24 protein-coding genes are annotated in these 26,738 nt (G+C 65.1%); 13 read left to right on the top strand and 11 right to left on the bottom strand.

Features of this window, described 5'->3' with window-relative positions; all coding sequences use genetic code 11:
• Nucleotides 1–40 precede the first annotated feature (40 nt).
• The 8 genes from AAFG16_RS10680 to AAFG16_RS10715 all read left to right on the top strand — a co-directional run bounded on the left by AAFG16_RS10680 (nucleotide 41) and on the right by AAFG16_RS10715 (nucleotide 7,866).
• Entirely contained in the window at nucleotides 41–958 is a 918-nt protein-coding gene (locus AAFG16_RS10680; protein ID WP_342739075.1) for an NAD(P)-dependent oxidoreductase, read from the top strand.
• A gap of 157 nt (nucleotides 959–1,115) precedes the next feature.
• Nucleotides 1,116–2,777 (top strand): thiamine pyrophosphate-binding protein, encoded by a 1,662-nt coding sequence (locus AAFG16_RS10685; RefSeq protein ID WP_342739076.1) that lies wholly within the window; start codon nucleotides 1,116–1,118, stop codon nucleotides 2,775–2,777.
• Between the two features lie 3 nt (nucleotides 2,778–2,780).
• Nucleotides 2,781–4,046, top strand: coding sequence for an FAD-binding oxidoreductase (locus tag AAFG16_RS10690; RefSeq protein ID WP_342739077.1), 1,266 nt, complete (start codon nucleotides 2,781–2,783; stop codon nucleotides 4,044–4,046).
• Nucleotides 4,047–4,055: 9 nt separating this feature from the next.
• Complete coding sequence (locus AAFG16_RS10695) at nucleotides 4,056–4,799, top strand: aspartate/glutamate racemase family protein (protein ID WP_342739078.1); 744 nt, start codon at nucleotides 4,056–4,058, stop codon at nucleotides 4,797–4,799.
• A 112-nt stretch (nucleotides 4,800–4,911) separates the two neighbouring features.
• The gene (locus AAFG16_RS10700) at nucleotides 4,912–5,613 is read left to right on the top strand and encodes a GntR family transcriptional regulator (RefSeq protein WP_342739079.1); all 702 of its coding nucleotides are present in this window, start codon (nucleotides 4,912–4,914) and stop codon (nucleotides 5,611–5,613) included.
• 278 nt (nucleotides 5,614–5,891) lie between these two features.
• Entirely contained in the window at nucleotides 5,892–6,434 is a 543-nt protein-coding gene (locus AAFG16_RS10705) for a thiamine pyrophosphate-binding protein (RefSeq protein ID WP_283084508.1), read from the top strand.
• 5 nt (nucleotides 6,435–6,439) lie between these two features.
• On the top strand, nucleotides 6,440–7,030 hold the full coding sequence (locus AAFG16_RS10710; RefSeq protein ID WP_342739080.1) for a thiamine pyrophosphate-dependent enzyme: 591 nt from the start codon (nucleotides 6,440–6,442) through the stop codon (nucleotides 7,028–7,030).
• Nucleotides 7,031–7,086: 56 nt separating this feature from the next.
• On the top strand, nucleotides 7,087–7,866 hold the full coding sequence (locus AAFG16_RS10715) for an SDR family oxidoreductase (protein WP_342739081.1): 780 nt from the start codon (nucleotides 7,087–7,089) through the stop codon (nucleotides 7,864–7,866).
• 131 nt (nucleotides 7,867–7,997) lie between these two features.
• Here AAFG16_RS10715 and AAFG16_RS10720 read toward each other — a convergent pair whose 3' ends face one another.
• The 3 genes from AAFG16_RS10720 to AAFG16_RS10730 are packed head-to-tail and all read right to left on the bottom strand — an operon-like array spanning nucleotide 7,998 to nucleotide 11,018.
• Nucleotides 7,998–8,825: a carbohydrate ABC transporter permease gene (locus AAFG16_RS10720; protein ID WP_342739082.1), complete on the bottom strand. Its 828-nt coding sequence runs from the start codon at nucleotides 8,823–8,825 to the stop codon at nucleotides 7,998–8,000.
• Nucleotides 8,822–9,670 (bottom strand): sugar ABC transporter permease, encoded by an 849-nt coding sequence (locus AAFG16_RS10725; RefSeq protein WP_283084512.1) that lies wholly within the window; start codon nucleotides 9,668–9,670, stop codon nucleotides 8,822–8,824. The genes AAFG16_RS10720 and AAFG16_RS10725 overlap by 4 nt, the downstream gene beginning before the upstream one ends.
• A gap of 7 nt (nucleotides 9,671–9,677) precedes the next feature.
• Nucleotides 9,678–11,018 carry an extracellular solute-binding protein gene (locus AAFG16_RS10730; protein ID WP_342739083.1) on the bottom strand — a complete coding sequence of 447 codons (1,341 nt, stop codon included), beginning with the start codon at nucleotides 11,016–11,018 and terminating at the stop codon, nucleotides 9,678–9,680.
• A gap of 187 nt (nucleotides 11,019–11,205) precedes the next feature.
• Here AAFG16_RS10730 and AAFG16_RS10735 point away from each other — a divergent pair, with 187 nt between their 5' ends.
• Nucleotides 11,206–12,150 carry a LacI family DNA-binding transcriptional regulator gene (locus AAFG16_RS10735; protein WP_342739084.1) on the top strand — a complete coding sequence of 315 codons (945 nt, stop codon included), beginning with the start codon at nucleotides 11,206–11,208 and terminating at the stop codon, nucleotides 12,148–12,150.
• Between the two features lie 34 nt (nucleotides 12,151–12,184).
• Entirely contained in the window at nucleotides 12,185–14,335 is a 2,151-nt protein-coding gene (locus AAFG16_RS10740) for an ADP-ribosylglycohydrolase family protein (RefSeq protein ID WP_342739085.1), read from the top strand.
• Nucleotides 14,336–14,342: 7 nt separating this feature from the next.
• Here AAFG16_RS10740 and AAFG16_RS10745 read toward each other — a convergent pair whose 3' ends face one another.
• The 3 genes from AAFG16_RS10745 to AAFG16_RS10755 form a co-directional block, all read right to left on the bottom strand.
• Complete coding sequence (locus AAFG16_RS10745) at nucleotides 14,343–15,137, bottom strand: IclR family transcriptional regulator (protein ID WP_342739086.1); 795 nt, start codon at nucleotides 15,135–15,137, stop codon at nucleotides 14,343–14,345.
• Nucleotides 15,138–15,214: 77 nt separating this feature from the next.
• The gene (locus AAFG16_RS10750; RefSeq protein WP_342739087.1) at nucleotides 15,215–16,948 is read right to left on the bottom strand and encodes an FAD-dependent oxidoreductase; all 1,734 of its coding nucleotides are present in this window, start codon (nucleotides 16,946–16,948) and stop codon (nucleotides 15,215–15,217) included.
• A gap of 7 nt (nucleotides 16,949–16,955) precedes the next feature.
• Nucleotides 16,956–18,170: an ABC transporter substrate-binding protein gene (locus AAFG16_RS10755; protein WP_283084518.1), complete on the bottom strand. Its 1,215-nt coding sequence runs from the start codon at nucleotides 18,168–18,170 to the stop codon at nucleotides 16,956–16,958.
• A 370-nt stretch (nucleotides 18,171–18,540) separates the two neighbouring features.
• Between AAFG16_RS10755 and AAFG16_RS10760 the strand changes: the two genes are divergently transcribed.
• Nucleotides 18,541–19,842, top strand: a complete 1,302-nt coding sequence (locus AAFG16_RS10760; protein ID WP_342739088.1) for an MFS transporter — start codon at nucleotides 18,541–18,543, stop codon at nucleotides 19,840–19,842.
• Between the two features lie 6 nt (nucleotides 19,843–19,848).
• Here the strand turns inward: AAFG16_RS10760 and AAFG16_RS10765 are convergent, their stop codons facing one another.
• Nucleotides 19,849–21,375: a hypothetical protein gene (locus AAFG16_RS10765; protein ID WP_342739089.1), complete on the bottom strand. Its 1,527-nt coding sequence runs from the start codon at nucleotides 21,373–21,375 to the stop codon at nucleotides 19,849–19,851.
• A 141-nt stretch (nucleotides 21,376–21,516) separates the two neighbouring features.
• On the opposite strand from AAFG16_RS10765, the gene AAFG16_RS10770 reads away from it, so the two are divergent.
• Together AAFG16_RS10770 and AAFG16_RS10775 are read left to right on the top strand one after the other, a co-directional pair.
• A complete protein-coding gene (locus tag AAFG16_RS10770) occupies nucleotides 21,517–22,317 on the top strand; it encodes a fumarylacetoacetate hydrolase family protein (RefSeq protein WP_342739090.1) in 801 nt (266 codons plus the stop codon).
• Between the two features lie 366 nt (nucleotides 22,318–22,683).
• Entirely contained in the window at nucleotides 22,684–23,100 is a 417-nt protein-coding gene (locus AAFG16_RS10775; RefSeq protein WP_342739091.1) for a hypothetical protein, read from the top strand.
• Between the two features lie 198 nt (nucleotides 23,101–23,298).
• On the opposite strand, the gene AAFG16_RS10780 is transcribed toward AAFG16_RS10775, so the two are convergent.
• The 4 genes from AAFG16_RS10780 to AAFG16_RS10795 are packed head-to-tail and all read right to left on the bottom strand — an operon-like array spanning nucleotide 23,299 to nucleotide 26,608.
• Nucleotides 23,299–24,042 carry a helix-turn-helix domain-containing protein gene (locus AAFG16_RS10780; RefSeq protein WP_283084523.1) on the bottom strand — a complete coding sequence of 248 codons (744 nt, stop codon included), beginning with the start codon at nucleotides 24,040–24,042 and terminating at the stop codon, nucleotides 23,299–23,301.
• 15 nt (nucleotides 24,043–24,057) lie between these two features.
• The gene (locus tag AAFG16_RS10785) at nucleotides 24,058–24,909 is read right to left on the bottom strand and encodes a CoA ester lyase (protein ID WP_342739092.1); all 852 of its coding nucleotides are present in this window, start codon (nucleotides 24,907–24,909) and stop codon (nucleotides 24,058–24,060) included.
• A complete protein-coding gene (locus tag AAFG16_RS10790) occupies nucleotides 24,909–25,361 on the bottom strand; it encodes a MaoC family dehydratase (RefSeq protein WP_283084525.1) in 453 nt (150 codons plus the stop codon). Before AAFG16_RS10790 ends, AAFG16_RS10785 begins: the two co-directional genes overlap by 1 nt.
• 44 nt (nucleotides 25,362–25,405) lie before the next feature.
• Entirely contained in the window at nucleotides 25,406–26,608 is a 1,203-nt protein-coding gene (locus AAFG16_RS10795; protein WP_342739093.1) for a CoA transferase, read from the bottom strand.
• Nucleotides 26,609–26,738: the final 130 nt, after the last annotated feature.

Below are 26,738 nucleotides of genomic sequence, written 5' to 3' on the forward strand. Positions count from 1 at the left end.
TGCAAGACGGTATTTTGAATTGGATGGGATAGCCAACCACGTGCGTGCCCTCTTCGTCGACGCCAACGACACCCTTGCCGCGGTGACTGAAAAGCTGCTGCGTGCCGACAATCTCCCGGCCGCCATCAACCGCAATCCCGCGATCTCGCCCGACGACCTGCCGCGCCTGCTTGATGGCGCCGAGATCATGATCGTCGATCATACCGCGGTGCCGACGGCGATTGCCGCCAAATGTGCTGGCCTGAAGCATGTCGTCTTCCTCGGCACCGGTGCGCGCAGCTACATGAATCCGGAAGAGCTTGGCCAGCACGGCATCTCGGTTCACACCATCAAGGGCTATGGCGACACCGCGGTCGCCGAATGCGCGATCGCTCTGATGTGGGCCTCGGCGAAGAGCTTTGGCGAGATGGATCGAGGCATGCGCGAGGGCAATTGGCTGCGCCGCGATGCGGTGCAGCTCACCGGAAAGACGCTCGGCCTGATCGGCTTTGGCGGCATCGCCGCGGAAGCCGCACGGATGGCGGCGGGCTGCGGCATGAAGGTGATCGCCTGGAACAGGTCGCCGAAGACGCATCCGGGCGTCGAATTCGTCTCGCTGGAGAAGCTGCTCGCCGAAAGCCATGTCGTCTCGCTGCACCTGCTGCTCAACGACGAGACCAAGGGGTTCCTGTCGCGCGAGCGCATCGCGATGATGCGCCAGGGCAGCATCCTGATCAACACCGCGCGCGGCGCCGTGGTCGACGAGGACGCGATGCTGGATGGCTTGCGCTCCGGCCATATCGCCCATGCCGGCCTCGACGTCTTCACCGTCGAGCCGCTGCCGCCGGGCCATCCGCTGACGACGCTGCCGAACGTGACGCTGTCGGCGCATTCGGCGTTCCGCACCCCCGAGGCGAGCGACAATCTGATCGGCGCAGCGCTCGATCATTGCCGCCGCATCATCGCGGGCGGCCGGTAGTGCAATCATCGAAGCCGGGCATGATGCCTGCGCAGGAGAGGAGAGGCCTTTCGATCTTGCGCGCTCTGCCCGCCTGTCCTACCCACCTCCGAACGAGATTTGCGCCAATATTTGCGCGCGGCGCCGCACGCAGCGCCAGAGCCAGCAGGGAGCCGTCATGACCATTCGCAACACCCGCACCGGGGGCCAGATCCTGATCGATCAGCTCGTCGCCCAAGGCGTCGAGCGCGTCACCTGCGTGCCGGGCGAGAGCTATCTGGCGGCGCTCGATGCGCTGCATGACAGCCCGATCGACGTCGTGATCTGCCGCGCCGAAGGCGGCGCTGCGATGATGGCGGAAGCCTATGGCAAGCTCACCGGACGCCCCGGAATCTGCTTCGTCACCCGCGGTCCCGGCGCGACCAATGCCAGCCATGGCGTCCACATCGCGATGCAGGATTCGACGCCGATGATCCTGTTCGTCGGCCAGGTCGATACCGGCATGCGCGAGCGTGAGGCGTTCCAGGAGCTCGACTACAAGGCGGTGTTCGGCTCCATGGCGAAATGGACGGTCGAGATCGATCGCCCCGACCGCATTCCCGAGCTGGTCGCGCGCGCCTTCCGCGTCGCGATGCAGGGCCGCCCCGGTCCCGTCGTGATCGCGCTGCCGGAGAACATGCTGACCGAAACCGCGGCCGTTGCCGACGCCATGCGCATCGAGCCGGCCGTGAGCTGGCCGGCGCCATCAGATCTCGAACGCGTCGGTGCGATGCTCGCGAGCGCCAAGGCGCCGCTCGTCATCCTCGGCGGCTCGCGCTGGACTGATGAAGCGACCAAGAGCATCGCGCGCTTTGCCGAGCGGTTCGACCTGCCGGTCGCGACCTCGTTCCGCCGGGCCTCGCTGATCGATGCCGACCATTCGCATTATGCCGGCGATCTCGGCATCGGGCCGAGCCCGGGCCTGAAGGCGCGCATCGACAATGCCGACGTCGTTCTGCTGATCGGCGGCCGCATGTCGGAGATGCCGTCCTCGTCCTACACGCTGCTCGACATTCCCTCGCCGCAACAGAAGCTGATCCATGTGCATCCGGGCTCGGAAGAGCTCGGCCGCGTCTATCAGCCGGCGCTGGCCATCCAGGCGACGCCGGCCGCGTTCGCCGCCGCCGTCGAGACGCTGAAGCCGTCAGGCGCGGTGGCCTGGAAGGGCGAGGCGGCGAAGGCGCACGCCGATTACCTCGCCTGGACCGACAAGGCGCGCGAGCTGCCGGGCACGTTCCAGTACGGCCAGGTCATGACCTGGCTGCGCGACCGGCTGCCGAAGGACGCGATCGTCTGCAACGGCGCCGGCAACTATGCCGGCTGGATCCATCGCCATCACCGCTTCCACAGCTTCGCCGCGCAGCTCGCGCCGACCTCGGGCTCGATGGGCTACGGCGTGCCGGCCGGCGTGCTCGCCAAGCGTCAATATCCGGATCGCGTCGTCGTCGCCTTTGCCGGCGACGGCTGCTTCCTGATGAACGGGCAGGAATTCGCGACCGCCGTGCAGTACGACGCGCCGCTGATCGTGATCGTCGTCGACAATTCGCAATACGGCACCATCCGCATGCACCAGGAGCGCGACTATCCCGGGCGCGTCGTCGGCACCCAGCTGAAGAACCCCGACTTCGCGATGTATGCGAAGGCGTTCGGCGGCCATGGCGAGCGGGTCGAGCGCACCGAAGAATTCGCGCCGGCGTTCGAGCGGGCGCTGGCCTCGGGCAAGCCGGCGATCCTCCACTGCATCATCGATCCGCGCGCGATCTCGGTCGGCAAGGATTTCACGCCCGCGGTGAAGGCGTAGGCGATGCCGGCGGGCCGCCACGTCGCGATCATCGGCGCCGGCGCGGTCGGCGTGATCAGCGCCATCGAGGCGCTGCGCGAGGGCCATCGCGTCACGCTGATCGATCCGGGCGAGCCCGGCGGCGAGCAGGCGGCGAGCTACGGCAATGCCGGCTGGCTCTCCTCGCATTCGGTGATCCCGCCGGCGGAGCCGGGCGTCTGGAAGAAGGTGCCGGGCTATCTGATGGACCCGCTCGGCCCGCTCGCGATCCGCTGGTCTTACTTGCCGAAGGCCTTGCCTTGGCTGATCAAGTATCTGCTGTCAGGCTGGACCGAGGCGCGGGTCGAGAAGACAGCCTTCGCGCTGCGTGATCTCCTCAAGGACGCGCCGCTGCTGCACCGGAAGCTCGCGGAAGAAGCCGGTGTGCCTGAGCTGGTCGAGCGCAACGGCGTGATGCACATCTTCCCCTCGCGCGGCAATTTCGACAACGATCTCGGCTGGCGTCTGCGCAAGAAGGTCGGCGTCGAATGGATGGAGCTCAATGCCGACGAGATGCGTCAGCGCGAGCCGGACCTGCATCCGCGCTATACCTTTGGCGTCGTGGTGGAGGAAGCCGGCCGCTGCCGCGATCCCGGCGCTTACGTTGCGGCGCTTGCCAATCATGCGATCGCCAGTGGTGCGAAGCACGTGCGGGCCAAGGCGACCGGTCTGAAGCTCTCCGGCAACAAGCTCGTCGCCGTCATCACCGAGACCGGTGAGGTTCCTTGCGATGCTGCCGTCGTCGCGGCCGGCGCGCGGTCAAAACAGCTCACCGCATCGGTCGGCGATCCCCTGCCGCTCGAGACCGAGCGCGGCTATCACGTCATGATCGAGAACCCCGAGTCCGGTCCCCGCAGCTCGATGATGGCCTCCGACGCCAAGATGGTGGTGAACTGGACCAACAAGGGTCTGCGCGCCGCCGGCACGGTCGAGATCGCGGGCTTGGAGGCCGCGCCGAACTGGAAGCGCGCCGAGATTTTGCGCGACAATCTCTTCAGCATGTTCCCAAAGCTGCCGAAGGACATTCCGCCCTCGCGCATCAAGACCTGGTTCGGCCATCGCCCGAGCATGCCCGACGGGCTGCCCTGCATCGGCCATGCGCGCGCCTCGCGCGACATCGTCTACGCCTTCGGCCACGGCCATGTCGGCCTGGTCGGCTCGGCCCGCACCGGACGTCTCGTCGCCCAGCTCCTGAGCGGCAAGACGCCTGAGATTCCGCTGGCGCCGTTTTCGCCCGCTCGCTTCCTCTGAGGTCGCATCATGACCAGTCCAGCCAAGGCATCTTCCCGCATTGCCCATGGTGGTAAGGCGATCTACGGCGCGCCGCTCGGCATTTTGATGCTGGAAGCGCGTTTCCCCCGCATTCCCGGCGACATGGGCAACGGCACGACCTGGCCATTCCCCGTGCTCTATCGCGTGGTGAGCGGCGCCTCGCCGGAGAAGGTGGTGTTGAAGGGCGCCGCGGGCCTGTTGCCTGACTTCATCGACGCGGCGAAGGACCTGGTTCGGCTCGGCGCCGAGGCCATCACCACCAATTGCGGCTTCCTCTCGCTGTTCCAGAAGGAGATCGCGGCCGCCGTCGGCGTGCCGGTCGCGACCTCGTCGCTGATGCAGGTGCCATGGGTGCAGGCGACGCTGCCGCCGGGCAAGCGCGTCGGCCTCGTCACGGTGTCGGGCTCGACCCTGACGCCGGCCCATCTCGAAGGCGCCGGCGTGCCGCTCGACACGCCGCTGGTCGGCACCGAGCACGGCAAGGAATTCTTCCGCGTCCTGATCAAGGCCGAGAAGGACGACATGGACATCGCCCAGGCCGAGCGGGACGTGGTCGAGGCGGGCAAGGAGCTCGTCGCCAAAAACCCCGATGTCGGCGCGATCGTGCTCGAATGCACCAACATGCCGCCCTATGCGGCGGCATTGCAGGCCGAGGTGGGGCTGCCCGTCTACGACATCTATTCCATGATCACCTGGTTTCATGCTGGGCTGCGCCCGCGCGCCTTTGCCTGATTCTTGCTGTCGTAAAGGTCTGAACAGGCCTCGCTAACGAGTCGTTTGGATTGCCACGGTCCGCTCGGCCCCGGTATATTTGGATCGTGTTCGGGCTTGAATGCAGTTGATGATGAGCAACGTGGAACTGACTTCCGATAGTATCGTCGATCGCGTCTATGAGCAGCTCAAGGCGATGGCCGTGAGCTATGAGTTCAAGCCGGGCGAGCGGCTCAACGAGGGTGAGCTGGCAAAGCGCCTCGGCGTCAGCCGCACGCCGCTGCGTGAAGCGCTCAACCGGCTCAACACCGAAGGCTTCCTGCGCTTCACGCCCGGCAAGGGTTTCTTCTGCCGCGAGCTCGACGCGCACGAGATCTTCGACCTCTACGAGCTGCGCAAGTCGATCGAGGTCGCCGCGGTCCGCCTCGCCGTCAAGCGCGCGAAGGACGAGGACATCGACGCGCTCCTGAAATTCCTCGAGGCCACCGGTCCCGATCCCGGCGAGCGCACCTCGGTGGAGCTGGTCGAGCTCGATGAGACCTTCCACGAACGGCTGATGGCGATGTCCAACAATGCCGAGATGCTGCGCGTCCTGCGCAACGTCAACGCCCGCATCCGCTTCGTGCGCTGGATCGACATGGACCGCGTCAACCGCTCGAACACCCAGGCCGAGCATCGCGCCGTCGTCGAAGGGTTGAAAGCGCGCAATGAGGAAGCCTGCGTGTCGGTGCTGGAAAAGCACATCGACCGCCGCCTCGACCGCATCACGTCGGCGATCAAGGAAGGCTACGCGCAGATCTATATGCCGGCCACGGCGAGATCAGCGGCGAATTGAGGTTCTTCCTTTCTTCCTTCTCCCCTTGTGGGAGAAGGTGGCGCGAAGCGCCGGATGAGGGGTATCTCTCCGCGCGTATGGATGCATATGATTGCGGCGAAAAAGACCCCTCACCCAAGTGAGTATTTGTCGACCCGCGGCGATGCCCTCTCCCACAAGGGGAGAGGGCGCAGCAATGCGCAGCTATACAATCCCTCGATATCTGTTCATGCCAGACGGTCAGAGCATTTGCGCGCGAACATCGCTAGCGTGCTGCTCGAAATTCACGGAGACACGCGGTGCACAGCCCTCAACTTAGTCCCGAAGCTCGCGCTGGCGACGACTGGCCGTCCGAGCTCTATCGCATCCTGAAGGCCGCCGATGTCCGGCAGATGTCCTATGTGCCGGATGCCGGCCACAGCCAGCTCATCCGCCTGTTCTCGGCCGACCGCGACGTCACCACCAATGTGCTGACGACGGAGGAGGAAGGCATCGCGATCGCCGCCGGCGCCTGGCTGGGCGGGCAGCGCAGCGTGCTGCTGATGCAATCGAGTGGTGTCGGCAATTGCATCAACATGCTGTCGCTGTCGGCGATCGGCCGCTTCCCGCTCTTGATGCTGGTGACGATGCGCGGCGAATGGGCCGAGTTCAATCCCTGGCAGGTGCCGATGAGCCGGGCGACACAGCCGTCGCTGGAGGCGATCGGCCTGAAGGTGATGCGCGCAGAGACGGCGGAAGACCTGGTCGAGACCGTCGAATCCGCAGCCTCGCTCGCCTACGAGTCCGACCAGCAGATCGCGGTCCTGATCGGGCAGCGCCTGATCGGCAAGAAGAAGTGGTGATCTCGATGTCCAATCCTTCCCAGCTCGATCGCCGCGCCGCCGTCGCGGCACTTCTCAAGGATCGCAAGAACACGCTGGTGGTCTCTGGCCTCGGCTCGCCGACCTACGATCTGCATGCGACCGGCGACCGCGACGACAATTTTTATCTCTGGGGCGCCATGGGCGGCGCCGCGCTGATCGGGCTTGGTCTCGCGCAGGCGCAGCCTTCCAAACGCGTCCTCGCTCTCACCGGCGACGGCGAGCAACTGATGGGCCTCGGCGGCATCGCCACCATCGGCGTCGCGCGCCCGCGCAATCTCGAAATCGTCGTGATCGACAACCAGCATTTTGGCGAGACCGGGATGCAGGCCAGCCACACCGGCCGCGGCGTCGATCTGACGGCGATCGCCACGGCCTGCGGCTTCGCCGCGACCGGAACCGTGCGGACGCTCGAGGAGGTAGAGCACCTCGCCATGCAAATCGCCGCACCGGCCGCTGGCCCGCGGCTTTTTGTCATCAAGGTCAAGGCCGAAAATCCACCGCGCTCGCTGCCTTCGCGCGATGCCGTCTTTATCAAGAACCGGTTCCGTGCTCATCTCGGGTTTGCGGCGGCTTGAACCGGAGTCTTATCCGGGATAGCTCGCTGCCTGAGCAGCTATCCTGGAGTAAGACCATGAAACTATCCGGCAAGGTCGCCGCCATCACCGGCGCAGCACGCGGCATCGGCAAGGCCTGCGCGAAGCGATTCCTCGACGACGGCGTCAAGGTCGTCATCTCGGATGTCGATGCCGATGGTCTGGCCAAGACGGCCGCCGAACTCGGGCGGCCGGACGCCTTGCGGACTGTCGTTGGCAATGTCGCCAAGCGCACTGATGTGGATCAGCTTGTCGCCACCGCCGTGAAGGAATTCGGCCGGCTCGACATCATGGTCAACAATGCCGGCGTCGCCCGCAACCGGGACATTCTCGAGATCTCCGAAGCGGAATTCGACGAGATCATCGGCATCAACCTGAAGGGCGCGTTCTTCGGCGTGCAGGCCGCGGCGAAGCAGATGATCGCGCAGGGTGGCGGTGGGGTCATCATCAACATGTCCTCGGTGAACGCGCTGCTGGCGATCCCGGCGCTGGCGACTTATGCGATGTCGAAGGGGGGCATGAAGCAGCTGACGTCGGTCGCTGCCGTTGCGCTCGCCCCGCACAATATCCGCGTCGTGGCGGTTGGGCCGGGGACGATTTTGACCGACATGGTGGCGTCGTCGATCTACACCTCGGAGGAGGCCCGCAAGACCGTGATGTCACGCACGCCGGCCGGTCGTGGCGGCGAGCCAAGCGAGGTCGCCTCCGTCGTCGCGTTTCTCGCGAGCGACGATGCGTCCTACATCACCGGACAGACCATCTATCCGGATGGCGGCCGGCTGATCCTGAACTACACGGTGCCGGTGAAGGACAAGTAGGGCCTAAAGCATGATCCGGAAAAGTGCGCAGCGGTTTTCCCTCGCGACAAACGCGGAACGCGTTTGCGCGGAGATCATGCGCAAGCAACAAGCTAAAGCGCGATGACGATTCATCCTGATCTCAGCGCGCTTTAAGACTTCACCGCGCCCGACGTCATGCCGTCGATGAACTGGCGTTGCAGCAGGACGAAGATCACGACGATCGGCAATACGATCGTCACGGCTGCGGCGAGCATCTCGCCCCAGTCGGTCGAATACTGGCCGGTGAGATTGTAGAAGCGGACGATCGCCGTGACGTTGCTGTCGTTCTGCAGGAACGTCACGGCAATGACGAACTCGTTCCAGGCGTTCAATCCGACGATGATGGCGACCGTGAGCAGTCCCGGCCGCATCATCGGCAGGATCACGTGGAAGAAGGTCTGCCACGGCTTTGCGCCATCGACTTGTGCCGCTTCCTCCAGCGCGACGGGAATAGCCAGCGCATAGGTACGCAAGAGGAAGATCGCGAAGGGCGAAAACATCGCGGTGTAGATCAGCGCCACGGCGGGAATCGAATTGACGAGGCCGAGCTTCGCGAAGATGAAATAGAGCGGGTAGAGGTAGAGCTGCACTGGGACGGTGATCGTGGCCATGAAGTAGAAGGTGATGAAGCGCCAGAACTTGCCCTTCTGCCGCGCCAGAACGTAGGCGCAGGGCGTCGCGGTGACGCAGACCATCACGATGGTCAGAATCGCGACCTCGGCGCTGTGCAGCAGGCTCGGGCCAAGCTGGGCGTTGCGCCAGGCCGAGGAGAAATTCTCCCAGTGCAGTTGGATCGGCAGCGCCAGCGGATTGCTGCCGATCTCGACCGTCGTCTTCAGCGCGTTCATCACGGCGAGCACGATCGGCAGCAGAGAGCTGAACGACGCGACGCCGATCAGCCCGAGGGCGAACGTCCTGCTCCAGCGATCTCCGATCATGTCGATTGTGCGTCGTCGGTGATCTGGAGCCAGAGATAGATGGCGGTGGCGCAGAGGCCAAACAGGCTCATGACGCAAGCCGCCGCCGCGGCCTGGCCGACGTCGCCCTCGAAGAAGGCGTGGCGGTAGGCAAACGTCGCCAGCACCTCGCTGCCATAGGCGGGGCCGCCACGGGTGACGATGAAGATGAACTCGAACACCTGGAACGACCAGATCACGGTGAGAATGAGCATGAGTGTCAGCGTGGGGCGAATGCCCGGCAGCAGCACGTAGCGGAACAGCGCGAAGAAACCGGCGCCGTCGAGGCGCGCCGCCTCGATCTGGTCGACGCTGATTTGCCGCATCGCCGCCAGGAAGACGACGGCGAGAAAGCCCCACCAGTGCCAGATGTCGACCGCGGCAACCGCGTAGAGCGAACGGTCGGGGTCGGCGAGGGGATCGGAGATCGAAAAGCCGTGCTCGTTCAGCCACGCGACGATTCCGGTCGCCGGGCTGAAGATCATGCCCTGGAAGATGCGCCCGGTCACTGCGACCGCGATGATGCGCGGCAGGAAGATGATCGACTGCACGACGATGCGCGCCTTCGGCGCCATCAGCAGCGCCGCGGCCATCACCAGCGCAAGGCAAACCGGAACGGTAAGGAAGATCGCGGTCCAGATGAAGTTGTTGGTCAGCGCCGACCAGAACACGGGATCGGCGGCCATGTTCTGGAAATTGGCGAGGCCCGCCCAAACCGGCGTCCCGACGCCATCCCAGATGAAGAACGCCGCCGTGAATGTCAGCACGGCGGGCACCAGGATGATGCAGATATTGATCAGCAGCGCCGGGAGCGCGAACAGCCACATCTCGAGATCAGGCCGTCCGTGGCGGCAGCGGCGGCACCTTGCCTTCCCTGGCTTCCTGGCTGAACAGCGTCTGCATCCGCGTCAGGTAGGCATCCGGCGCGATCTTGTTGAGCCAGACCTGCTCGATGCCCTCGATGAGGTAGGAGTTGGTCGCGCCCGGCCAGAATGTCCAGGTGGTGAAGCCGTACTGTCCCTTGCTGAAGGCCTCGTGCAAATTCGCGATGGTCTTCTCGAACAGCGGATAGCCGATACCGCTCAGCATCTCCGGCGGCAGATCCTTGACCGGCAGCGCCCACTTCCCCGGCCAGTCGCGGTTCATCGCTTCGTAGAACTTGCGCGTGAGCATGAACTCGAACACGGCGGCGGCGCCTTCCGCGTTCTGCGAGGTTTTCGCGATCGACAGCGTCGCGCCGCAGGCCAGATGCACCAGCGACCCCGTGAAGGCCGAGCCGAGCGTCGGCGTCGGCGCCACGTCCATGACCGTGTCGGGCTTCGACATGCCGTAGGACTTGGTGCCGAACGACCAGGTTCCGCTGAACGCCATCGCGGCCTTGGCATTCACGACCTGGAGGAAGCTTTGCTCAATCGTCAGCGAGAAGTAATTCTTGCCGAAATAGCCCTTGTTGTACCAGGCCTTGGATAGTTCGACGGCCTCGACGAAAGGCGGCGCTGTCCAGGGCAGCTCGCCCGAGAGCGCCTTGCGGACATTGTCAGGGCCCGCGACGTTGTTGAAGAACACCGTCATCAGCCACTCGTTGACGCCCTTCCAGTCGGCATTGCCGGCGCCAAAGGGGATGATGCCCTTGGCGAGCGCGGCGTCTGCGACCTCTTCCATCTCCTGCCGGTTGGTCGGCAGCTTCCAGCCGTTCTGCTTGAACAGCTCCTTGTTGTAGAAGAGATGCATCGACTCGTAGTCGCGCGGCAACGCATAGAGCTTGCCGCCATAGACGCTGGTGTTGAGCAGCGGTGCGAGGAAACGTTCCTTCCACTTGTATTTCCCGGCGAAATCGTCGAGCGGCAGCACCTGGCCGGCATTCGCGATCGCGGTGAGATAGGCGGGGCCCGCGGTCTGCACGATGTCAGGGCCGTTGCCGGCGACGAGGGCGACCTTCAGCAGGTTGTTGACCGCTGCGCCCTTCACTTCGAGCTGGAGCAGATATTTGTCCTGCGAAGCATTGAAGGCCTCGACCAGATCGTTGCGCAGCGCAGCCTGACCGTCGGAATTCGCCTGGCCGAACCAGAACGTCACGACCTTGCGCCCGTCCTGGGCGTACGCACCGCGCGGCAGGCCTGCCGCAAGAGCCGCGGCGGGAATGGAAGCAACGAGCTGGCGTCGGGTCATGGTCATGGCGAAGAACCTCGGTTTCCTCGGGGCACGGTGGCAATTGTTGATTTTGCCTTAGTAATACGTATAACTAGGCGCGATGGCGACGTCAACAACGAGGACGAAGCGGGGGAAAGGGCGCGACGAAGCGGCGCCGTCCCGCCCCACGCAGAAGGATATTGCGCTCGCGGCCGGCGTTTCGCAGGCCGCGGTGTCACTCGTCCTGAACAAAGCTGAGACGCCCTCCGTCCCACCGGGGACGCGCACGCGCATCCTCGAAGTCGCGCAAGAGCTGGGCTACCGGCCGAACCATCCGGCGCGCATGCTGCGCAGCGCACGGACCATGACGTTCGCGTGCGTCATTCCTGATATCACCAACCCGTTCTATCCGGGCCTCGTGCGCGGCCTGCAGACCGTTGCGGCGCCGGCTGGCTATGACGTGCTGATCTTCGACACCGACGGGCAGCCCGAGCGCGAGGCGCGCGCGATCGACTGGTTGCTGCAAGGCCGCGCCGACGGCGTCGTTGCGACCTTCTTTCATCTGCGCGTGCCGCAGCTTGCGGTGCTCGCACGCAAGGGCATTCCGCTGGTGCGGCTGGAGAGCCGGCACAAGCCGGACGGGCCGCTCGCGATCGACAGCGTCTATATCGACAACGCGGAAGCCGCCGCCGAGATGACGCGGCTCCTCATTGCGCGCGGGCATCGCCGCATCACCATGATCCAGGCCGAATTCGGCCCGAGCCAGCGCCGCGCGCAGGGGTACGGCGCAGTGATGCGCGAAGCAGGGCTTACGCCCGATTTCATCACCGACAGCGCCTATTCGGAAGAATCCGGCGCGCGCGCGATGAAGCGCCTGCTCGAACGCAAGGGCGAGCGTCCGACCGCCGTGTTCGGCGCCAGCGATGTGCTGGCGCTCGGTGCGATGGAATCGGCGCGCAGCGCGGGGCTGTCCATTCCCACCGATATCGCAATCGCAGGCTTCGACGACATTCCGGTGGCAAAGCTGCTCGGCCTCACCACCGTGCGGCAGCCGGAGTTCGACCTCGGCGCGCTGGCGGCGAGGACGCTGGTGAAGCGGCTTGCGCCGGGCGGACTCGAGGCGCCCGGCAGGAGCCATGAGCTGAAATTCGAGATCATGCAACGCTCGTCGGTCTGACCGGGCGACGCAGATTGAACGCGGGAGTGAACAAGTGACCTCTATTCCTCATGATTACGCGGAGCGCGTCTATGCCGGCGTGCTCGGCAAGCTCATCGGCGTCTATCTCGGCCGGCCCTTCGAGGGCTGGACCTATGAGCGCATCATGCAGGAGCTCGGGCCGATCAACTATTACGTCAACGAGCGCCGCGACGTCGCGCTGCGCTCGCACCATCTGGTCGTCACCGACGACGACGTCTCCGGCACCTTTGCATTTCCGCGCGCGCTCGCCGACAACGGCTATCCGAAGCGCCTGACCGCAAAGCAGATCGGCCAGGCCTGGTTGAACTACATCGTCGAAGAGCGTGCCGTGCTATGGTGGGGCGGCATCGGCAATTCCACCGAACACACCGCTTATCTCCGCCTGAAGTCCGGCATATCAGCGCCGCAGAGCGGCTCGATCGAGCTGAACGGCACCACGGCGGCCGAGCAGATCGGCGCGCAGATCTTCATCGACGGCTGGGCGATGGTGAGCCCCGGCAATCCCGAGCAGGCCGCCTATCTCGCCGACCAGGCCGGGCGTGTCAGCCATGACGGCGAATCCGTGCATGCCGCAAAACTGCTCGCGGCGATGGAGGCGCAGGCCTTCGTCGAGCGCGACGTGCAGAAGCTGATCGACACGGGCCTTGCCTTCGTGCCGAAAGACGCGTTGATCCGCCGCGTCGTCAACGACGTCCGCGACTGGCATGCCGGTGACAACGGCAACGACTGGGAGCGCACGCGCGCGCTGATCGCCGAGCGTTATGGCTACGACAAATTCCTCGGCAACTGCCATGTCGTGCCGAACCATGCGCTGATCATCCTGGCAACGCTCTACGGCGAGAACAGCTTTCTGGAGGCGATGCGGATCGCCAACACGGCCGGCTGGGACACCGATTGCAACGCCGGCAATGTCGGATGCCTGTTCGGCATCCGCACCGGCCTTGCCGGCCTCGACGCCGGACCTGATTTCCGGACCCCCATCGCCGACCGTATGTACATCTCGAGCGCCGATGGCGGTGCCGCGATCACCGATGCGGTGATCGAGACGCAGTCGCTGGTCGCGGCGGGATTGGCGCTCGCCGGTGCGCCCGCACTCGCGGTTGCCAAGAACGGTGCTCGTTTCAACTTCAATTTCCCGGGCAGCTTGCAGGGCTTCCACGTCAAGAATGGTTCGCCGGCGCGGCTGCACGAGGCCGAGCTCAGCAACGTCGCCGGCCACAGCCGGACCGGCGAGCGCAGCCTTGCGATCGACTTCCGCCGCCTCGCGCCGGGTCGCGTGGCGCGCATCGCCAGCGCGACCTTCTTCGACAAGGAGGTGTTCACGATGCCGACCTATCAGCTGGTCTCCTGTCCGACTCTCTATTCCGGGCAGCGCGTCGAATGTCGGCTGGAGTCGGAGACGGACAGCGGCACGGTCGCCGCGCGCCTCTTCGCCAGCGTCTATGACGAGCGCGACGAGCTGGTGCAGATCTATGGCGATGCGCAGGAGCTGACCGGCGGTTGCGAGGCCGTGCTGAGCTGGCAGGTGCCGGAGACGCACGCCTATCCGGTCTTCGAGATCGGCATCGAGATCGAGACGCTCGATCCGCTCGGCGTCGACGGCACGTTGTATCTGGATTACCTGACCTGGGGCGGTGCGGCCGACACGGTGCTGAAGCGGCCGGACAACAATCTCAGCACGATGTGGAAGCACGCCTGGGTCAACAATGTCAGCCAGTTCCAGACTCGCTGGGAAGGGCTGCGCGTCACCAATGGCGACGGTCTCGGCTTCATCTCGCAGGGCTCACGCGACTGGAAGGATTATCGCGTGACCTCGGAGATCGCGCCGCTGCTTGCGAATGCCTGGGGCCTCGCCGCACGCGTGCAGGGCCGCGAGCGCTATTATGCGCTGATGTTCGATCACGCGGAGGGCGGCCGCGTGCGCCTGGTGAAGCGGGTGCATGACGAAGTGGTGCTCGCCAGCGAGCGCTTCGCCTGGGAGCTCGACCGCAAATACAAGGTCGAGCTGCGCGTGTTCGGCACCGGGATCGAGGCGTATGTCGACGGCAAGAAGCTGTTCAGCGTGCAGGATGCCGGCGAGCTTCCCTTGACGGGTGGCGCGGTCGCGCTGGTCGTCGACAGCGGATCGATCTCGGCGGAAGAGGTGAGGGTGGCGCCGCTCTAGCGGCGCCTCACTCTGCGGCGATCGTCATCCCGTAACCCAGCCGCTTCGAAATCCCACCGGCGCAGTCGCGCAGCGCATGCGCGATCGGGCTGTCCCAGCGCGCATCAAACGTGCCTTCCGGCCCCATCGCGGTGATGACCAGCGCGACATGGCCGGAATGGTCGAACACGGGTGCTGCGAACGCATTGACGCCGGGCAGGGGATCGCCGAGCGCGCGGGCGAGGCCGTGCTTGCGGACTTCAGTGAGCATCTCGGCGACCTTGGCGCCTTTCACGGCGCGCTTCGGATTGTAGCCGACGCCGTGGCGGTCGAGCCCGCTTTCGAGCGCGGCGTTGATGGTCTTCTCCGGCAGGAACGCGGCAAAGGCGCGGCCCGTGGCGGTCTCCAGCAGCGCCATCACCGAGCCTGCACGCATCACGATGTGCACGGGTTGGCCGGGCTCTTCCAGCTGCACCACGGTCGGGCCATGCGTGCCCCAGACCGCGAGCGAGACGGCGTGGCCGATCTGGCTCGCAAGGCCCGCGATCTTCGGCCGCGCGATGCGCACGCCGGAGAGGCGTCGCAGGCTAATCAGGCCGAGCTCCAGCGCCAGCGCGCCGATCTCGTAGCGGCCGGTGGTCTCGTCCTGCTCGATCAGGCCGATGCGGGAGAAGCTGGCGAGATAGGGATGCGCCTTGGCCGGCGTCATGCCGGCCTCGCGGGCGAGATCGCGCAGCATCATCGGCTCGCCGCTCCTGGCGAGCGCGCGGAGCAATTCTCCGCCGACCTCGATCGACTGGATGCCACGGCTTTCTCTCTTCATGCGCCTCCGATGCGCCTGAGTTTTTGTTTGAGCATGATCCTTTCGGAAAACCGCTGCACACTTGTCCGGATCATACTCTACGCCGCGTCGCGCTTGGTGGCGCTGTCGGCGAGATGACGGCCGGCAATGTAGCCGAAGGTCAGCGCCGGCCCAAGCGTGATGCCCGCGCCGGGATAATTGCCGCCCATGATGCTCGCCATGTCGTTGCCGGCGGCATAGAGCCCGGGAATCACCCGGCCCTCGGCGTCGAGCGCCCGCGCATTCTCGTCGGTGACGATGCCGGCATAGGTGCCGAGATCGCCGATCACCATCCTGATGGCGTAGAACGGGCCGTTCTCGATCGGGGCAACGCACGGGTTTGGGCCGTGCAGCGCATCGCCCTGGTAACGGTTATAGGCTTTTGAGCCCTTGCCGAAGGCGGCATCGTGCCCCAGCGGGGCGGTCGCATTGAACTGCCTGACGGTCTCGGTGAAAGCCTTGGCGTCGATGCCGGCCTTCGCCGCGAGCGCCTCCAGCGTGTCGCCGCGCATGAGATAGCCGGTATCGAGGTGATGACCCAGCGGCATCGGGAACGGCGGTACGCAGCCGAGGCCGTACTTTCGAAGTGTCGGGTGATCGCAGACGAGATAGGCCGCGATCTCCTCGCCAGGCTTTGCGGCCTTGATCATGGCCTGGACGAAGTCGTGATAGGAATTGCCCTCATTGGCAAAGCGCTTGCCGTCGCGCATCACCGCGATCACGCCGGGTTTGGCGCGGTCGATGAAATGCGGCATCACGCCCTTCGATCCGTCCTTGCGCGTGGTCAGCGACACCGGCACCCATGCGGCCGCGTTCGGCAGCCGATCCTCGACACGCCCGCCGGCGCTTTCAGCAAGGCGCAGGCCGTCGCCGGTATTGCCGGTCGGTCCCGGCGAAAAATGCTCAACGCCGGTCGGCGCATGCTGGAACATCTTCTTGCGCCGTTCGACGTCGTGCGGGAAGCCGCCGCAGGCGAGCACGACGCCCTGCCGCGCGCGGACGCGCACGTCGCGGCCCTCACGCGACACGATCGCGCCGGTGACCGCGCCGTTTTCGACCGTCAGCTCGCGCACTGGCGAGGACAGCCACATCGGAATCTTCAGATCCTGCGCCGACTTCGCGAGACGCCCGGCGAGCGCATTGCCGTTGGTCAGCGTCATGCCGCGGCCGTAGCGCATCACGTCCATCAGGTGGCGCGACAGGCGTTTTGCGACATAAACCGCCGAGGTCAGCGACTTCGTTACCCGCATGAAGTGGATGATCTCCTTGCCGGAGCCAAGCATCATGCCGAACACGGTGAGCTCGGGCAGGGGCATGCCGAGGGCCTTGATGGAGTCACCGAGCTCGCGGCCATCGAACGGGCGCGTCACCATGGAGCGGCCGCCCTGCGCTCCGCCAGGCGCTTCGGCGTGGTAGTCAGGGAAGACCAGCGGCATGTCGAAGCGCAGCGCGGTTTTTGTGGTGAAGAAATCGACGGCTTCAGGGCCGGCGCTCAGGAACGCATCGACGCGCGCGGCGTCAAAATTGTTGCCGGCCTCGTGCCGTAGATAAGTGCGCGCCTGCTCTGCCGTCTCCGCGATGCCATAGGCCTTCGCCAGCGACGTGCCGGGAATCCACAGCCAGCCGCCGGAGCGGGCGGTGGTGCCGCCGAAGCGCGGCTCCTTCTCGACGATCAGCACGTCGAGACCGCGATAGCGCGCGGTGATCGCGGCCGACATGCCGGAGCACCCCGATCCGGCCACGAGCACATCGCACTCGTATGTTTCGCTTGCGTTGCGCTCGTTGCCGGTCATCTGGACCTCACTTCTTCAGGAGCGGACATTTGGATTCGGAGACCGGGCGGAAGGCGTCCTCGCCCTTCACGGTCTTGACGATCTCCAGATAGTCCCAGGGCTCCTTGGACTGCTCGGGCGTCTTCACCTTGGCGAGATACATGTCGCGGATGACGCGCCCGTCCTCGCGCAGCTTGCCGCCGTGCACGAACGTATCCTCGATCGGCAGCTCGCGCATCTTGGCCATCACCTTGGCCGGATCGTCGGTACCGGCGGCCTTGATGGCCTTGAGATAATGCAGCACCGAGCCATAGACGCCGGTCTGGATCATGGTCGGCATCACCTTGGTGCGCTCATAGAATTTCTTGGACCAGGCGCGGGTCGCCTCGTCCATGTTCCAGTAAGAGGCCGTGGTCATGTAGGTGCCCTGCGCGGCCTTCAACCCGATCGCATGTACGTCGGTGTCGAACATGAGCAAGCCCACGAGCTTCTGGCCGCCCTGCACCAGGCCGAACTCGCCGGACTGCTTGATCGCGTTATCGGTGTCCTGGCCGGCATTGGCGAAAGCGACGACGTCGGACTTCGAGCTTTGCGCCTGCAGCGCAAACGAGGAGAAGTCCGCGGTGTTGGTCGGATGCTTGACGCCGCCGAGCACCTTGCCGCCCATCTCGTTGATGAAGCGCGTGGCGTCCTTCTCAAGCTGCTGGCCGAAGGCATAGTCGGCGGTGATGAAATACCAGGATTTTCCGCCTTCCTTGATCACGGCGGACGCCGTCACCTTCGACAGCGCGTAGGTGTCGTAGGTGAAGTGCACGGTGTTCGGGCTGCACAGCTCGTCGGTCAGCGAGCTCGCGCCGGGGCCGGAGAGCAGGGCGATCTTGTTGCGTTCGCGCACCATGTTGTGCACGGCGATCGCGATGCCGGAATTGGGGATGTCGACGACCGCGTCGACCTTGCCGTTGTCGAACCAGCCGCGCACGATCTGCACGCCGACGTCGGTCTTCATCTGGTGGTCGGCGCTGATGATCTCGATCGGCTTGCCGAGCACGGTCGGGCCGAATTCCTCCACCGCCATTTTTGCGGCCTCGACCGAGCCTGGCCCTGAGTTGTCGCGGCCCCAGCTCGACAGATCCGTCAGCACGCCGATCCGGACCGCGTCGTCGGAGACTTGCGCGTTCGCAACATTGGTCATGGCGGCCGATGTCATGGCCGCGAGCATGGCGCAGGCCAAAAGCCCTCTCATCGTTCTTCCCTCTCTTTTATGGGCCGCCTGGCGCGGCCGGTTGTTCTGGCAGCAAATTAGATATTAGCGAATGAGTTTGTCAATGGCGAATAACGCCGCGCGCGAGTTCCGGCATCGCCGGGGGAGACATCACGAAGAGGTGCGCGCAGCAGTTTCAACGCCCGTCATTGCGAGCGCAGCGAAGCAATCCAGAGTCTTTCAAAGGAGACAGTCTGGATTGCTTCGTCGCTTCGCTCCTCGCAATGACGGTGTTGAAACAGTTGTGCGCAACTGTCTCTCGCTGTGGTCCTCGTTGACGATTATGCTCGGACAAGTTGCAACCGCCATCGCGATTGGCCATGATGCCATCTGGAATTCATGGGGCCTGGCAATGACGGCAGCAACGGGGGTCTCCACATCAGTGGAGAAATCGACGACGGCGCATGTGGTGTGGGCGAGCGCGCTCGGCACCGCGATCGAGTGGTACGACTTCCTGATCTACGGCACGGCGGCCGCGCTGGTGCTCAACAAGCTGTTCTTCCCGAGCTTCGATCCCTTTGTCGGCACGCTCGCGGCGTTCTCGACCTATGCGGTCGGCTTCGTAGCGCGGCCGATCGGCGGCGCGATCATCGGGCATTACGGCGACCGACTCGGGCGCAAGAAGATGCTGGTCGCGACCATGATCGCCATGGGGCTCGGCACCTTCCTGATCGGCTGCCTGCCGACCTACAGCCAGATCGGTGTGTGGGCGCCGATCCTGCTCATCATCCTGCGCTTCATCCAGGGCATCGGGCTCGGGGGCGAGTGGAGCGGCGCGGTGGTGATGGTGATCGAGCATGCCGGCAACCGCCGCGGCTTCTATGGCAGCCTGGTGCAGATCGGCTTTCCCGTCGGCGTCGCCGCTTCCACCGGCATCTTCGGCCTGATGACGCAGCTGCCCGAGGCGGACTTCTTGAGCTGGGGCTGGCGCGTGCCGTTCTGGATCAGCATCTTGCTGGTCGGCGTCGGCTTCATCGTGCGACTCAAGCTTGCGGAGACGCCGCACTTCAAGGAGGTGGTGGAGCGCAAGGAAGTGCTGGCGCAGCCGGTGTGGGAAGTGCTCCGCCGCGACTGGCGCAGTTTTCTGCTGGCAATCGGCATCACGGTGTCCGAGGTGGGCCTTGCTTATCTCCTCACCGTCTTCACAGTCGTTTATGCCACCACGAAGCTCGGCCTGCCGCGGCAGGTGATCCTGAACGCGGTGGTCTATGCCGCGATCGTCGAGTTTGCGACGCTACCGCTGGCCGGCTGGCTCTCCGACATTTTCGGCCGCAAGGCGCTGTATCTCGCCGGCGGCGTGTTCTCGGTGGCGCTGGCGTTTCCACTGTTCTGGTTCCTCGACACCAGGGAGCCTGCGCTGATCACGCTCGCGCTTGTCGTGACGATGACGCTGACGCATGCGCTGCTGTTCGGGCCGAAGGCCGCCTTCATGCCGGAGCTGTTCCGCACCCAGGTGCGCTACAGCGGCGCCTCGCTGGGGGCCAATGTCGCAGCCGCCATCAGCGGCGGCTTCTCGCCGCTGATCGCAACGGCGCTGCTGGCATGGGCCGGCTCCTACTGGGCGGTGTCGGTCTACATCATCGCGCTGTCGATCATCACGATCATCGCGACCTTGATGGCGCCGGAGACGGCGCGCGATGCGCTGAAATCCTGAAATCAGTCAGCGGCAGGCGGCGACGTCCTGCGTCACCAGAAAGGTGATGCTGGCGGGCGGCAGGCGGATCCGGCCAGCGAATGCAGTTCGCGGCGCAAGGCGGGGCAGATCGTCGCCGCCGGTCAGGGCGAGCGTCGGACCGTTCAATTGCACGCTCGCACTCTGGAGGCGGCGCGCCCGAAGCGTGAAGCGGTCGCCGCGTGCCGCCAGCGTCACGGCGTGCGATCCCTGTTGCGAAATGTTGATGAGGAGCACGGACGCCGCGCCTTTGGTCGTGGGATGACAATGCGCATAGGCGTGAATGACGCGCGTCGAGGCCATGCTTGCGTCGAGCACGGTCGTTCCCATCAGGCGATGCCAGAGCAGCGCGGCCCAGTAGTTCGGCCGTGGCCGAAACGTCTTCTCGTCGAGCAGGCCGTAGTCGCTCGCCGCGAGCGTGTTGTGCATCACCACCTGAACGCCGGCCTTGGCCAGGCGGCCGAGCTGGTCGAGATAGCGAAAGCTGTCGAGAAAGGTCGCGTCCCAGGGATTGCCGCCGCAGGCGGCATCCGCGGTCTCCGTCAGCCAGATCGGCTTGCCCGGCTCGAATTCGTCGCGCAGGCCGCGGTAGACGGCGAGCGCAGTGTCGGTCCGTGAAAACCAGTCCTCGGATAGGGCCCGGGCCGGATCGTCGTGCACGCCGCAGCGGGGCGAGAGCGTGTTGTAGTGGTGATAGGAGACGCGATCGAGTCCGGGGCCCGCTGCGGCGAGCAGATCGCGCGTGTTGATGCCAGTGGCCGAGGATGCGGCGGAGTCGCCGACCGAGCCAGGTCCTGCGATCAACGCCTCCGGCGATGCGCGCTTCATCCACGTCTGAAAGACCTTGAAGTCGCGGCCATAGGCATTCGCGTCATATCCCGCCGGCGCGCCATTGTTCGCTGCGAGCGTCGGCTCGTTCATGAATTCGGCGGCAGCGATGCGTCCGTCCAGCGATCGCGTAAAATCGACGAGGCGCTGGGCCTGGTCCGGCGTCCAGACGCCGTCAGCGTCGCGGCTACCGGGACTGATGGCAAAGGACGTCACGATCTCCGCATTGGCGATACGTGCGAAGTCGACGACGCCGCGCCATTGCGTGCGGTTGAGCACGGTGTTGAAGCCGGCAGGCGGTGCGGCTGGCGGATCGTCGGTGTCGGCGAAAAAGGTCGCATTCGCCCAGGTGCCGCCCACGCGCAAATAGGCCGGCCCGAGTGCCGCGGCCAGCTTGCGCAGCCGCGTGTTGGCGAGATCGATCGGCGGTCGATAAGCGTAGCGATCGCCGCGACCGCCTCCTTGCGCATAGGGTCTCCAGAACCGTCCGCCGGTGACCTCCACCATCTCGATGTTGTACGACTGGAAGCGCGGATCGATCGTGCCGATCGCTCTCATCGATTTGGGATCGACGATCTCCGCGCCCCTGCCGGCTGCCGGCGATATCCCGATGACGAACAGTGCCATTCCGGCGGCGCGCGTGGCGCGCGCAGATACGTTCAGACTGCTCCACCCGGTCCCCTGCATGGCGGTTGCCTTGTCAAATGACTGATCCTAGCGCGTCGTTCGCATGATGCGCTGCGATATCGAGGCCAAGGGCGTTGCCCGGAGATGTCTGATCCACTATCGGTCGGTCCGACGCAAATGGCCGTCCCTGGAGCATAAGACATGAAAAAGACCTCCTCACCCACGCGACGCGATCTGCTCGCAAGCGCCGCCGTGGTGACCGCAGCCACCATCGCCGACGCCTCTCCTGCGGCAGCGCAGGCCGGGCCCAAGCCGATGTTCGCGGTGCCGATGGTGACGATCCCGATCGTCGGCGAGACCCAGGTGTTCCAGGTCCGCCGCATCTACTGTATCGGCCGCAACTATGCCGCGCACGCGATTGAGCGCGGCTCGGATCCGAACCGCGAGCCGCCGTTCTTCTTCCAAAAGCCGACGGATGCAATCCAGAACGTCGCGATCGGCGAGGTCGCCGATCATCCCTATCCGTCGCTGACCAAGAATTATCATCACGAGGTCGAGCTGGTCGCGGCGCTGAAATCCGGCGGCACCAACATCCCCGCCGAAAAGGCGCTCGACCATGTCTATGGTTACGCGCTCGGCCTCGACATGACCCGGCGCGATCTCCAGAACGGCATGGCCGCCGAGAAGAAGCCGTGGGAGGTCGGCAAAAGCTTCGACCACGCCGCGGTGATCGGCCCGATCCACCCCGCCAGCAAGACCGGTCATTTCGAGAAGGGCGCGATCTCGCTCGCGATCAACGGCGCGGTGAAGCAGAGCTCGGATCTCAGCAAGATGATCTGGAGCGTCGCCGAGCAGATCGCAAAACTGTCGGAAGCCTTCGAGCTCAAGGCCGGCGACATCATCTATTCCGGCACGCCCGAGAATGTCGGCCCGGTGGTGAAGGGCGACGTGCTCTTGTGCAAGCTCGAGGGCCTACCGGACATGTCGATCAAGATCGTCTAGAGCGGAATGGCGTTAGGTTGAATCGAGTGCCGCAGGCTCGGTTCACCTCGCCCGCTTGCGGGAGAGGTCGGCGCGAAGCGCCGGGTGAGGGCTTTCTCCTCTAGGGGAGTGTCCCATTGCGGATGCACCCTCACCCCAACCCTCTCCCGCAAGCGGGAGAGGGAGCGCACCTCCGCCGTTGCAGCGGTCAAGCCTCATCTCATCATGCTTTAGCTCGCGCTGGTCGGCTTCCGCTGGAACCGCGATCGGCAGCGGAGGCCCTTGAATTGCCGGAGTTCCATCCGCGATTGCCCCGTATTGGGCCACGGACAAACCCGCTGCGGCCATATTTGCATAAGAGTGATCTCCCGTGAGGGAGGCGCTCTGATGAACAAGGCTTTGATCACTGCCATCGTGCTGCTGGCCGGAGTGCCGGCAAGCGCCGTTGCGCAAGAGCGCGCAAGCTCTGCGGCGATAGGCGCCGTGTCCGGCGCCGTCGTGCTCGGCCCGGTCGGTGCCGTCGCGGGCGCGGTGATCGGCTATACCGCCGGACCTTCGATCGCGAGGTCCTGGGGTGTGAGAGGTTCGCGGTCGGCAAGACATCGGCAGCCGTCAGGACGCGAGGCGACCCCGGTGGCTGCGACCACCGCTCCGCCGCGCACGCGCCAGGCGATGGAGGCGAGCGGTCAGATGAGAGCTGCGAGCAATCCGCCGGTCCAGGCCGCCCCCGCGGTGCAACCGGCTCAAGCCGCGCCTGCGGCGCCGGCCGAGACAACGACGCCGCCCGTTCAGGGATTCGATTAAGGCTGGCGTGGCTTCACCTCTCCCCGCCTGCGGGAAGAGGTCGAATTCGATCGCAGATCGAATTCGGGTGAGGGGGTACAGGTCTCTCGACGATCTCTCGTGCGGAGAGAAGCCCCTCACCCCAGCCCTCTCCCCGTAAGAACGGGGCGAGGGGGCGCACCGTTGATGCGGTCGCAGTTTGATTCAACTCAAAAAAATCTAAGCCGCAGTGGTCTTCGGCCGCAGCCGGTCGACCGTCCGTGCGATCAGTGAGGCCACCTCCGGCACCTTTGGCCCAATCCGAAACTCCGGCCCCGCGACCACGACCGAAAGCCTGCGATCGCCGATCGGCAGCGGGATTGCCGCGCCGGCAAGGTCGCGGCTGTAGTCCGCAAAGCTCTGGCAATAGCCGCGCGAGATCGAGTTGCGCAGCTCGGTCTCGACGGCCTCGATGCTGATCGGCGTCGAGGGGCCGTATTGCTTGAACTCGATCTTGCGATAGACGCTATCGCGCTCCTCCTGCGAATATTGCAGCAGCAGCGCGCGGCCGCTCGCGGTGGCGTGGATCGGCACGCGGTGGCCGATGGTGGCGAAATAGCGGATCGCGGCTTGGGATTCGACGACGTCGATGAACACCGCCATCACGCCGGCCGGCGCCACGATCGAGGCGGTTTCGCCGGTCTCGGCCGAGAGATCGGCGATCAGCTGATGCGTCCACGGCGGCAGCGGTTCGACCTCGGAGATCATCCGCGCCATCGCGAGCCACCGCGGCGTCGGATAGAAGCCGGCGCGCGGCCGCGGCTCATAGAGATAGCCCTTCTCCGACAGCGTTGCGAGCAGGTTGAAGGTCGACGAGCGCGGCCAGCCGAAATGATCGGCAATCTCGGCAAGCGTCGCCGGCTTCCTCGTTTGCGCGAAGAATTCCATGATCTCCAGGACGTTGGCGGCTTGGCGAACGATCATGGCGAGGTTTGCGTCCTAGGGTTGGCCGAGGATCTTCTTCGCGGCGCGAAGATGCGGTTTGTCGATCATCTGGCCGTCGAGCCGCAGCGTGCCGGAGTTCGGGTTGCTCGCGAACGCCGCGATCACCTTCTCCGCCCAGGCGCGCTCGGCGTCCGTCGGCTCGAACGCCGCGTTGACGACATCGACGTGTTTGGGATGGATCAGCGCCTTCGCCGAAAAGCCGTCGCGGCGCGCCGCGCGCGTCTCCTGCTCGAGGCCCGCCAGGTTGTCGATGTCGGTATAGACGGTGTCGATCGGCGCGACCTCGGCCGCGGCCGCCGCCATCAGGCAGAGGTCGCGTGCGAGACGATAGGGGCTGTGGAACACGCCACCGCTCGCTTTCTCAGTGGCGCCCAGCGAAGCCGAGAGATCCTCCGCGCCCCACATCAAACCGGCGAGGCGAGGGGAGCAGCCCTTGTAGCTGCCGAGGCCGAAGACGGAACTTGCTGTCTCCGTGGCGACGCAGACGATACGGGTTGCCCCGACACCGATGCCGGATGCTGCTTCCAGGGCTTCGAGCCAGGTCGCGACCTGCCGCACGTCGTCGCCGCCCTGCGATTTCGGCAGCACGATGCCGTCGGGCCTGCCCGGCATCACCGCGGCAAGATCCGTGAGCGTCATGCCGGTGTCGAGCGCATTGACGCGGACATAGAGCTGATGCGGGCCGGGACGGCTCTTCAGCATCGCCAGGGTGAGGGTGCGCGCCTCCGGCTTCTTCTCGGTGACGACGGAATCCTCGAGATCGATGATCAGCGCGTCGGCCTTGCCTTCGCTCGCCTTCTCGAATTTGCGCGGGGAATCGCCCGGCACGAACAGCATCGAACGCATCAGACCGGCCTCTTGTGCATCAGCGCCATGCGACGGCATTTGCCGACGATCTCGTCGTTCTGGTTCAAGGCGTGGTGCTCGAATTCGACGATGCCGGCCTTGGGCCGCGATTTGGATTCCCGCACCGAGAGCACCTTTGTCGTCGCCCGCAACGTGTCGCCATGGAAGACCGGTTTCGGAAAGGTGACGTCGGTCATGCCGAGATTGGCGACGGTGGTGCCCAAGGTCGTATCATAGACCGTCATGCCGATCATGATGCCGAGGGTGTAAAGGCTGTTGAAAATGCGCTGGCCGAATTCGGTCTTTTCGGCGAAATGCGCGTCGATGTGCAACGGCTGCGGGTTGAGCGTCAGCAGGCTGAACATGGTGTTGTCCATCTCCGTGACGGTCCGGGTCAGCGGATGCCTGAACTCCTGGCCTACGGAAAAGTCTTCGAAATAAAGTCCGGCCATCGCGGTTTCCTCCCTGCATCTTGCGATTTGGCCCGCGCCCACGCTTAAGGCGGCGCGGCCAGATGAACTGCCTTCTGCTCCGCGAGCTGCTCGATCTCCTCGGCCGAGAAGCCGGCCTCGCGCAAAATGTCGCGGCCGTGCTGGCCCAGCGTCGGTGCGGGGCCGGCGGGCTCGGGCTGAGTCACGCTCCAGGTGGAGGGCACGCGCATCTGGCGGATGCGTCCCTCAACGGGGTGATCCACGGTCCTGAAGAAGTCGATCGCCTTGAGATGTGGATCGTCCAGAACAGTCTCCAGCGTGTGCATCGGCATCACCGGAATGTCGGCGCGTTCCAAGAGTTCGCGCCATTCCGCGGTGGTACGCGTGAGGAAGACGTGGCCGATCTCCTCGTAGATCTCGTCGATGTGTTTTGTCCGCGCGGCGTGGTTGGCAAAGCGCGGCTGATCCAGGAAATGCGGCTCTCCGATCGCCTCGAAGAAGCTGCGCCAGTGCTTGTCGTTATAGATGAGCACGCAGAGATAGCCGTCGCTGGTCTTGTAGGGCCGGCGATAGCGTGAGAGCAGGCGGGCGTAGCCGCCATGATCGAGCGGGGGATCGTAGGTGAGACCACCGAGGTGATCGACCAGCACGAACTCCGCCATGGATTCGAACATCGGCACGTCGATGCGCTGGCCTTGGCCGGTGCGCTGCTGATGCATCAGCCCGCCCATGATCGCATTCACCATCATCAGGCCGACGATGCGGTCGGCGATGGTGACGGGCACGTAGCGCGGCGTGCCGTCGCCGGCGGCAGCTAGCAGCGTCGGGATGGTGGCGGCGCCCTGGATCAGATCGTCATAGGCAGGCTTGGCGGCATAGGGACCGGACTGGCCGTAGCCGAATGCGCCGACATAGACGAGGGCGGGATTGATCGCGGCCAGCGTCTCGTAGTCGAGGCCGAGCCGCGCCATCGCTTGCGGGCGAACATTGTAGACCAGCGCGTTGGCGCTCTTGGCCAATCGCAGCAGCGTGTCGCGGCCTTCCGCCTTCTTGAGGTCGAGCACGATGCTGCGCTTGCCGCGATTGGCGTTGTGGAACATCCCGCCCATGCCGGGCACGCGACCAGGACCGATCTGGCGAACGATGTCGCCCTCGGGGCTTTCGACCTTGATGACGTCGGCCCCCATGTCCGCCAGCACCTGGGTGCCGTAAGGGCCCATCAGCACCGAGGTCAGATCGAGAATGGTGAAGCCGGCGAGCGGTCCCATGGGTCCCCGTTAGATAAATTCACATATGTGGAATTAGAGTTCACGGAACGTCGATGTCAATTCGAGGGCTCCGCCCTCGGACGCATGGCTCTATGCACAGTTCATATACTTGACATATGAATTCACGTAT

It is taken from the genome of Bradyrhizobium sp. B117, from assembly GCF_038969555.1.
Lineage (GTDB): Bacteria > Pseudomonadota > Alphaproteobacteria > Rhizobiales > Xanthobacteraceae > Bradyrhizobium.

Bases quoted from the DNA above. Each gene is read 5' to 3' on its own strand.
- AAFG16_RS10730 (WP_342739083.1), bottom strand. From the start codon at position 11,018: ATGACCATGACCCGACGCCAGCTCGTTGCTTCCATTCCCGCCGCGGCT.
- AAFG16_RS10790 (WP_283084525.1), bottom strand. From the start codon at position 25,361: ATGGCCGGACTTTATTTCGAAGACTTTTCCGTAGGCCAGGAGTTCAGG.
- AAFG16_RS10775 (WP_342739091.1), top strand. From the start codon at position 22,684: ATGAACAAGGCTTTGATCACTGCCATCGTGCTGCTGGCCGGAGTGCCG.
- AAFG16_RS10750 (WP_342739087.1), bottom strand. From the start codon at position 16,948: ATGACCGGCAACGAGCGCAACGCAAGCGAAACATACGAGTGCGATGTG.
- AAFG16_RS10720 (WP_342739082.1), bottom strand. From the start codon at position 8,825: ATGATCGGAGATCGCTGGAGCAGGACGTTCGCCCTCGGGCTGATCGGC.
- AAFG16_RS10755 (WP_283084518.1), bottom strand. From the start codon at position 18,170: ATGAGAGGGCTTTTGGCCTGCGCCATGCTCGCGGCCATGACATCGGCC.
- AAFG16_RS10695 (WP_342739078.1), top strand. From the start codon at position 4,056: ATGACCAGTCCAGCCAAGGCATCTTCCCGCATTGCCCATGGTGGTAAG.
- AAFG16_RS10710 (WP_342739080.1), top strand. From the start codon at position 6,440: ATGTCCAATCCTTCCCAGCTCGATCGCCGCGCCGCCGTCGCGGCACTT.
- AAFG16_RS10690 (WP_342739077.1), top strand. From the start codon at position 2,781: ATGCCGGCGGGCCGCCACGTCGCGATCATCGGCGCCGGCGCGGTCGGC.
- AAFG16_RS10715 (WP_342739081.1), top strand. From the start codon at position 7,087: ATGAAACTATCCGGCAAGGTCGCCGCCATCACCGGCGCAGCACGCGGC.
- AAFG16_RS10700 (WP_342739079.1), top strand. From the start codon at position 4,912: ATGAGCAACGTGGAACTGACTTCCGATAGTATCGTCGATCGCGTCTAT.
- AAFG16_RS10725 (WP_283084512.1), bottom strand. From the start codon at position 9,670: ATGTGGCTGTTCGCGCTCCCGGCGCTGCTGATCAATATCTGCATCATC.
- AAFG16_RS10795 (WP_342739093.1), bottom strand. From the start codon at position 26,608: ATGGGACCGCTCGCCGGCTTCACCATTCTCGATCTGACCTCGGTGCTG.
- AAFG16_RS10770 (WP_342739090.1), top strand. From the start codon at position 21,517: ATGAAAAAGACCTCCTCACCCACGCGACGCGATCTGCTCGCAAGCGCC.
- AAFG16_RS10785 (WP_342739092.1), bottom strand. From the start codon at position 24,909: ATGCGTTCGATGCTGTTCGTGCCGGGCGATTCCCCGCGCAAATTCGAG.
- AAFG16_RS10760 (WP_342739088.1), top strand. From the start codon at position 18,541: ATGACGGCAGCAACGGGGGTCTCCACATCAGTGGAGAAATCGACGACG.
- AAFG16_RS10745 (WP_342739086.1), bottom strand. From the start codon at position 15,137: ATGAAGAGAGAAAGCCGTGGCATCCAGTCGATCGAGGTCGGCGGAGAA.
- AAFG16_RS10780 (WP_283084523.1), bottom strand. From the start codon at position 24,042: ATGATCGTTCGCCAAGCCGCCAACGTCCTGGAGATCATGGAATTCTTC.
- AAFG16_RS10685 (WP_342739076.1), top strand. From the start codon at position 1,116: ATGACCATTCGCAACACCCGCACCGGGGGCCAGATCCTGATCGATCAG.
- AAFG16_RS10765 (WP_342739089.1), bottom strand. From the start codon at position 21,375: ATGCAGGGGACCGGGTGGAGCAGTCTGAACGTATCTGCGCGCGCCACG.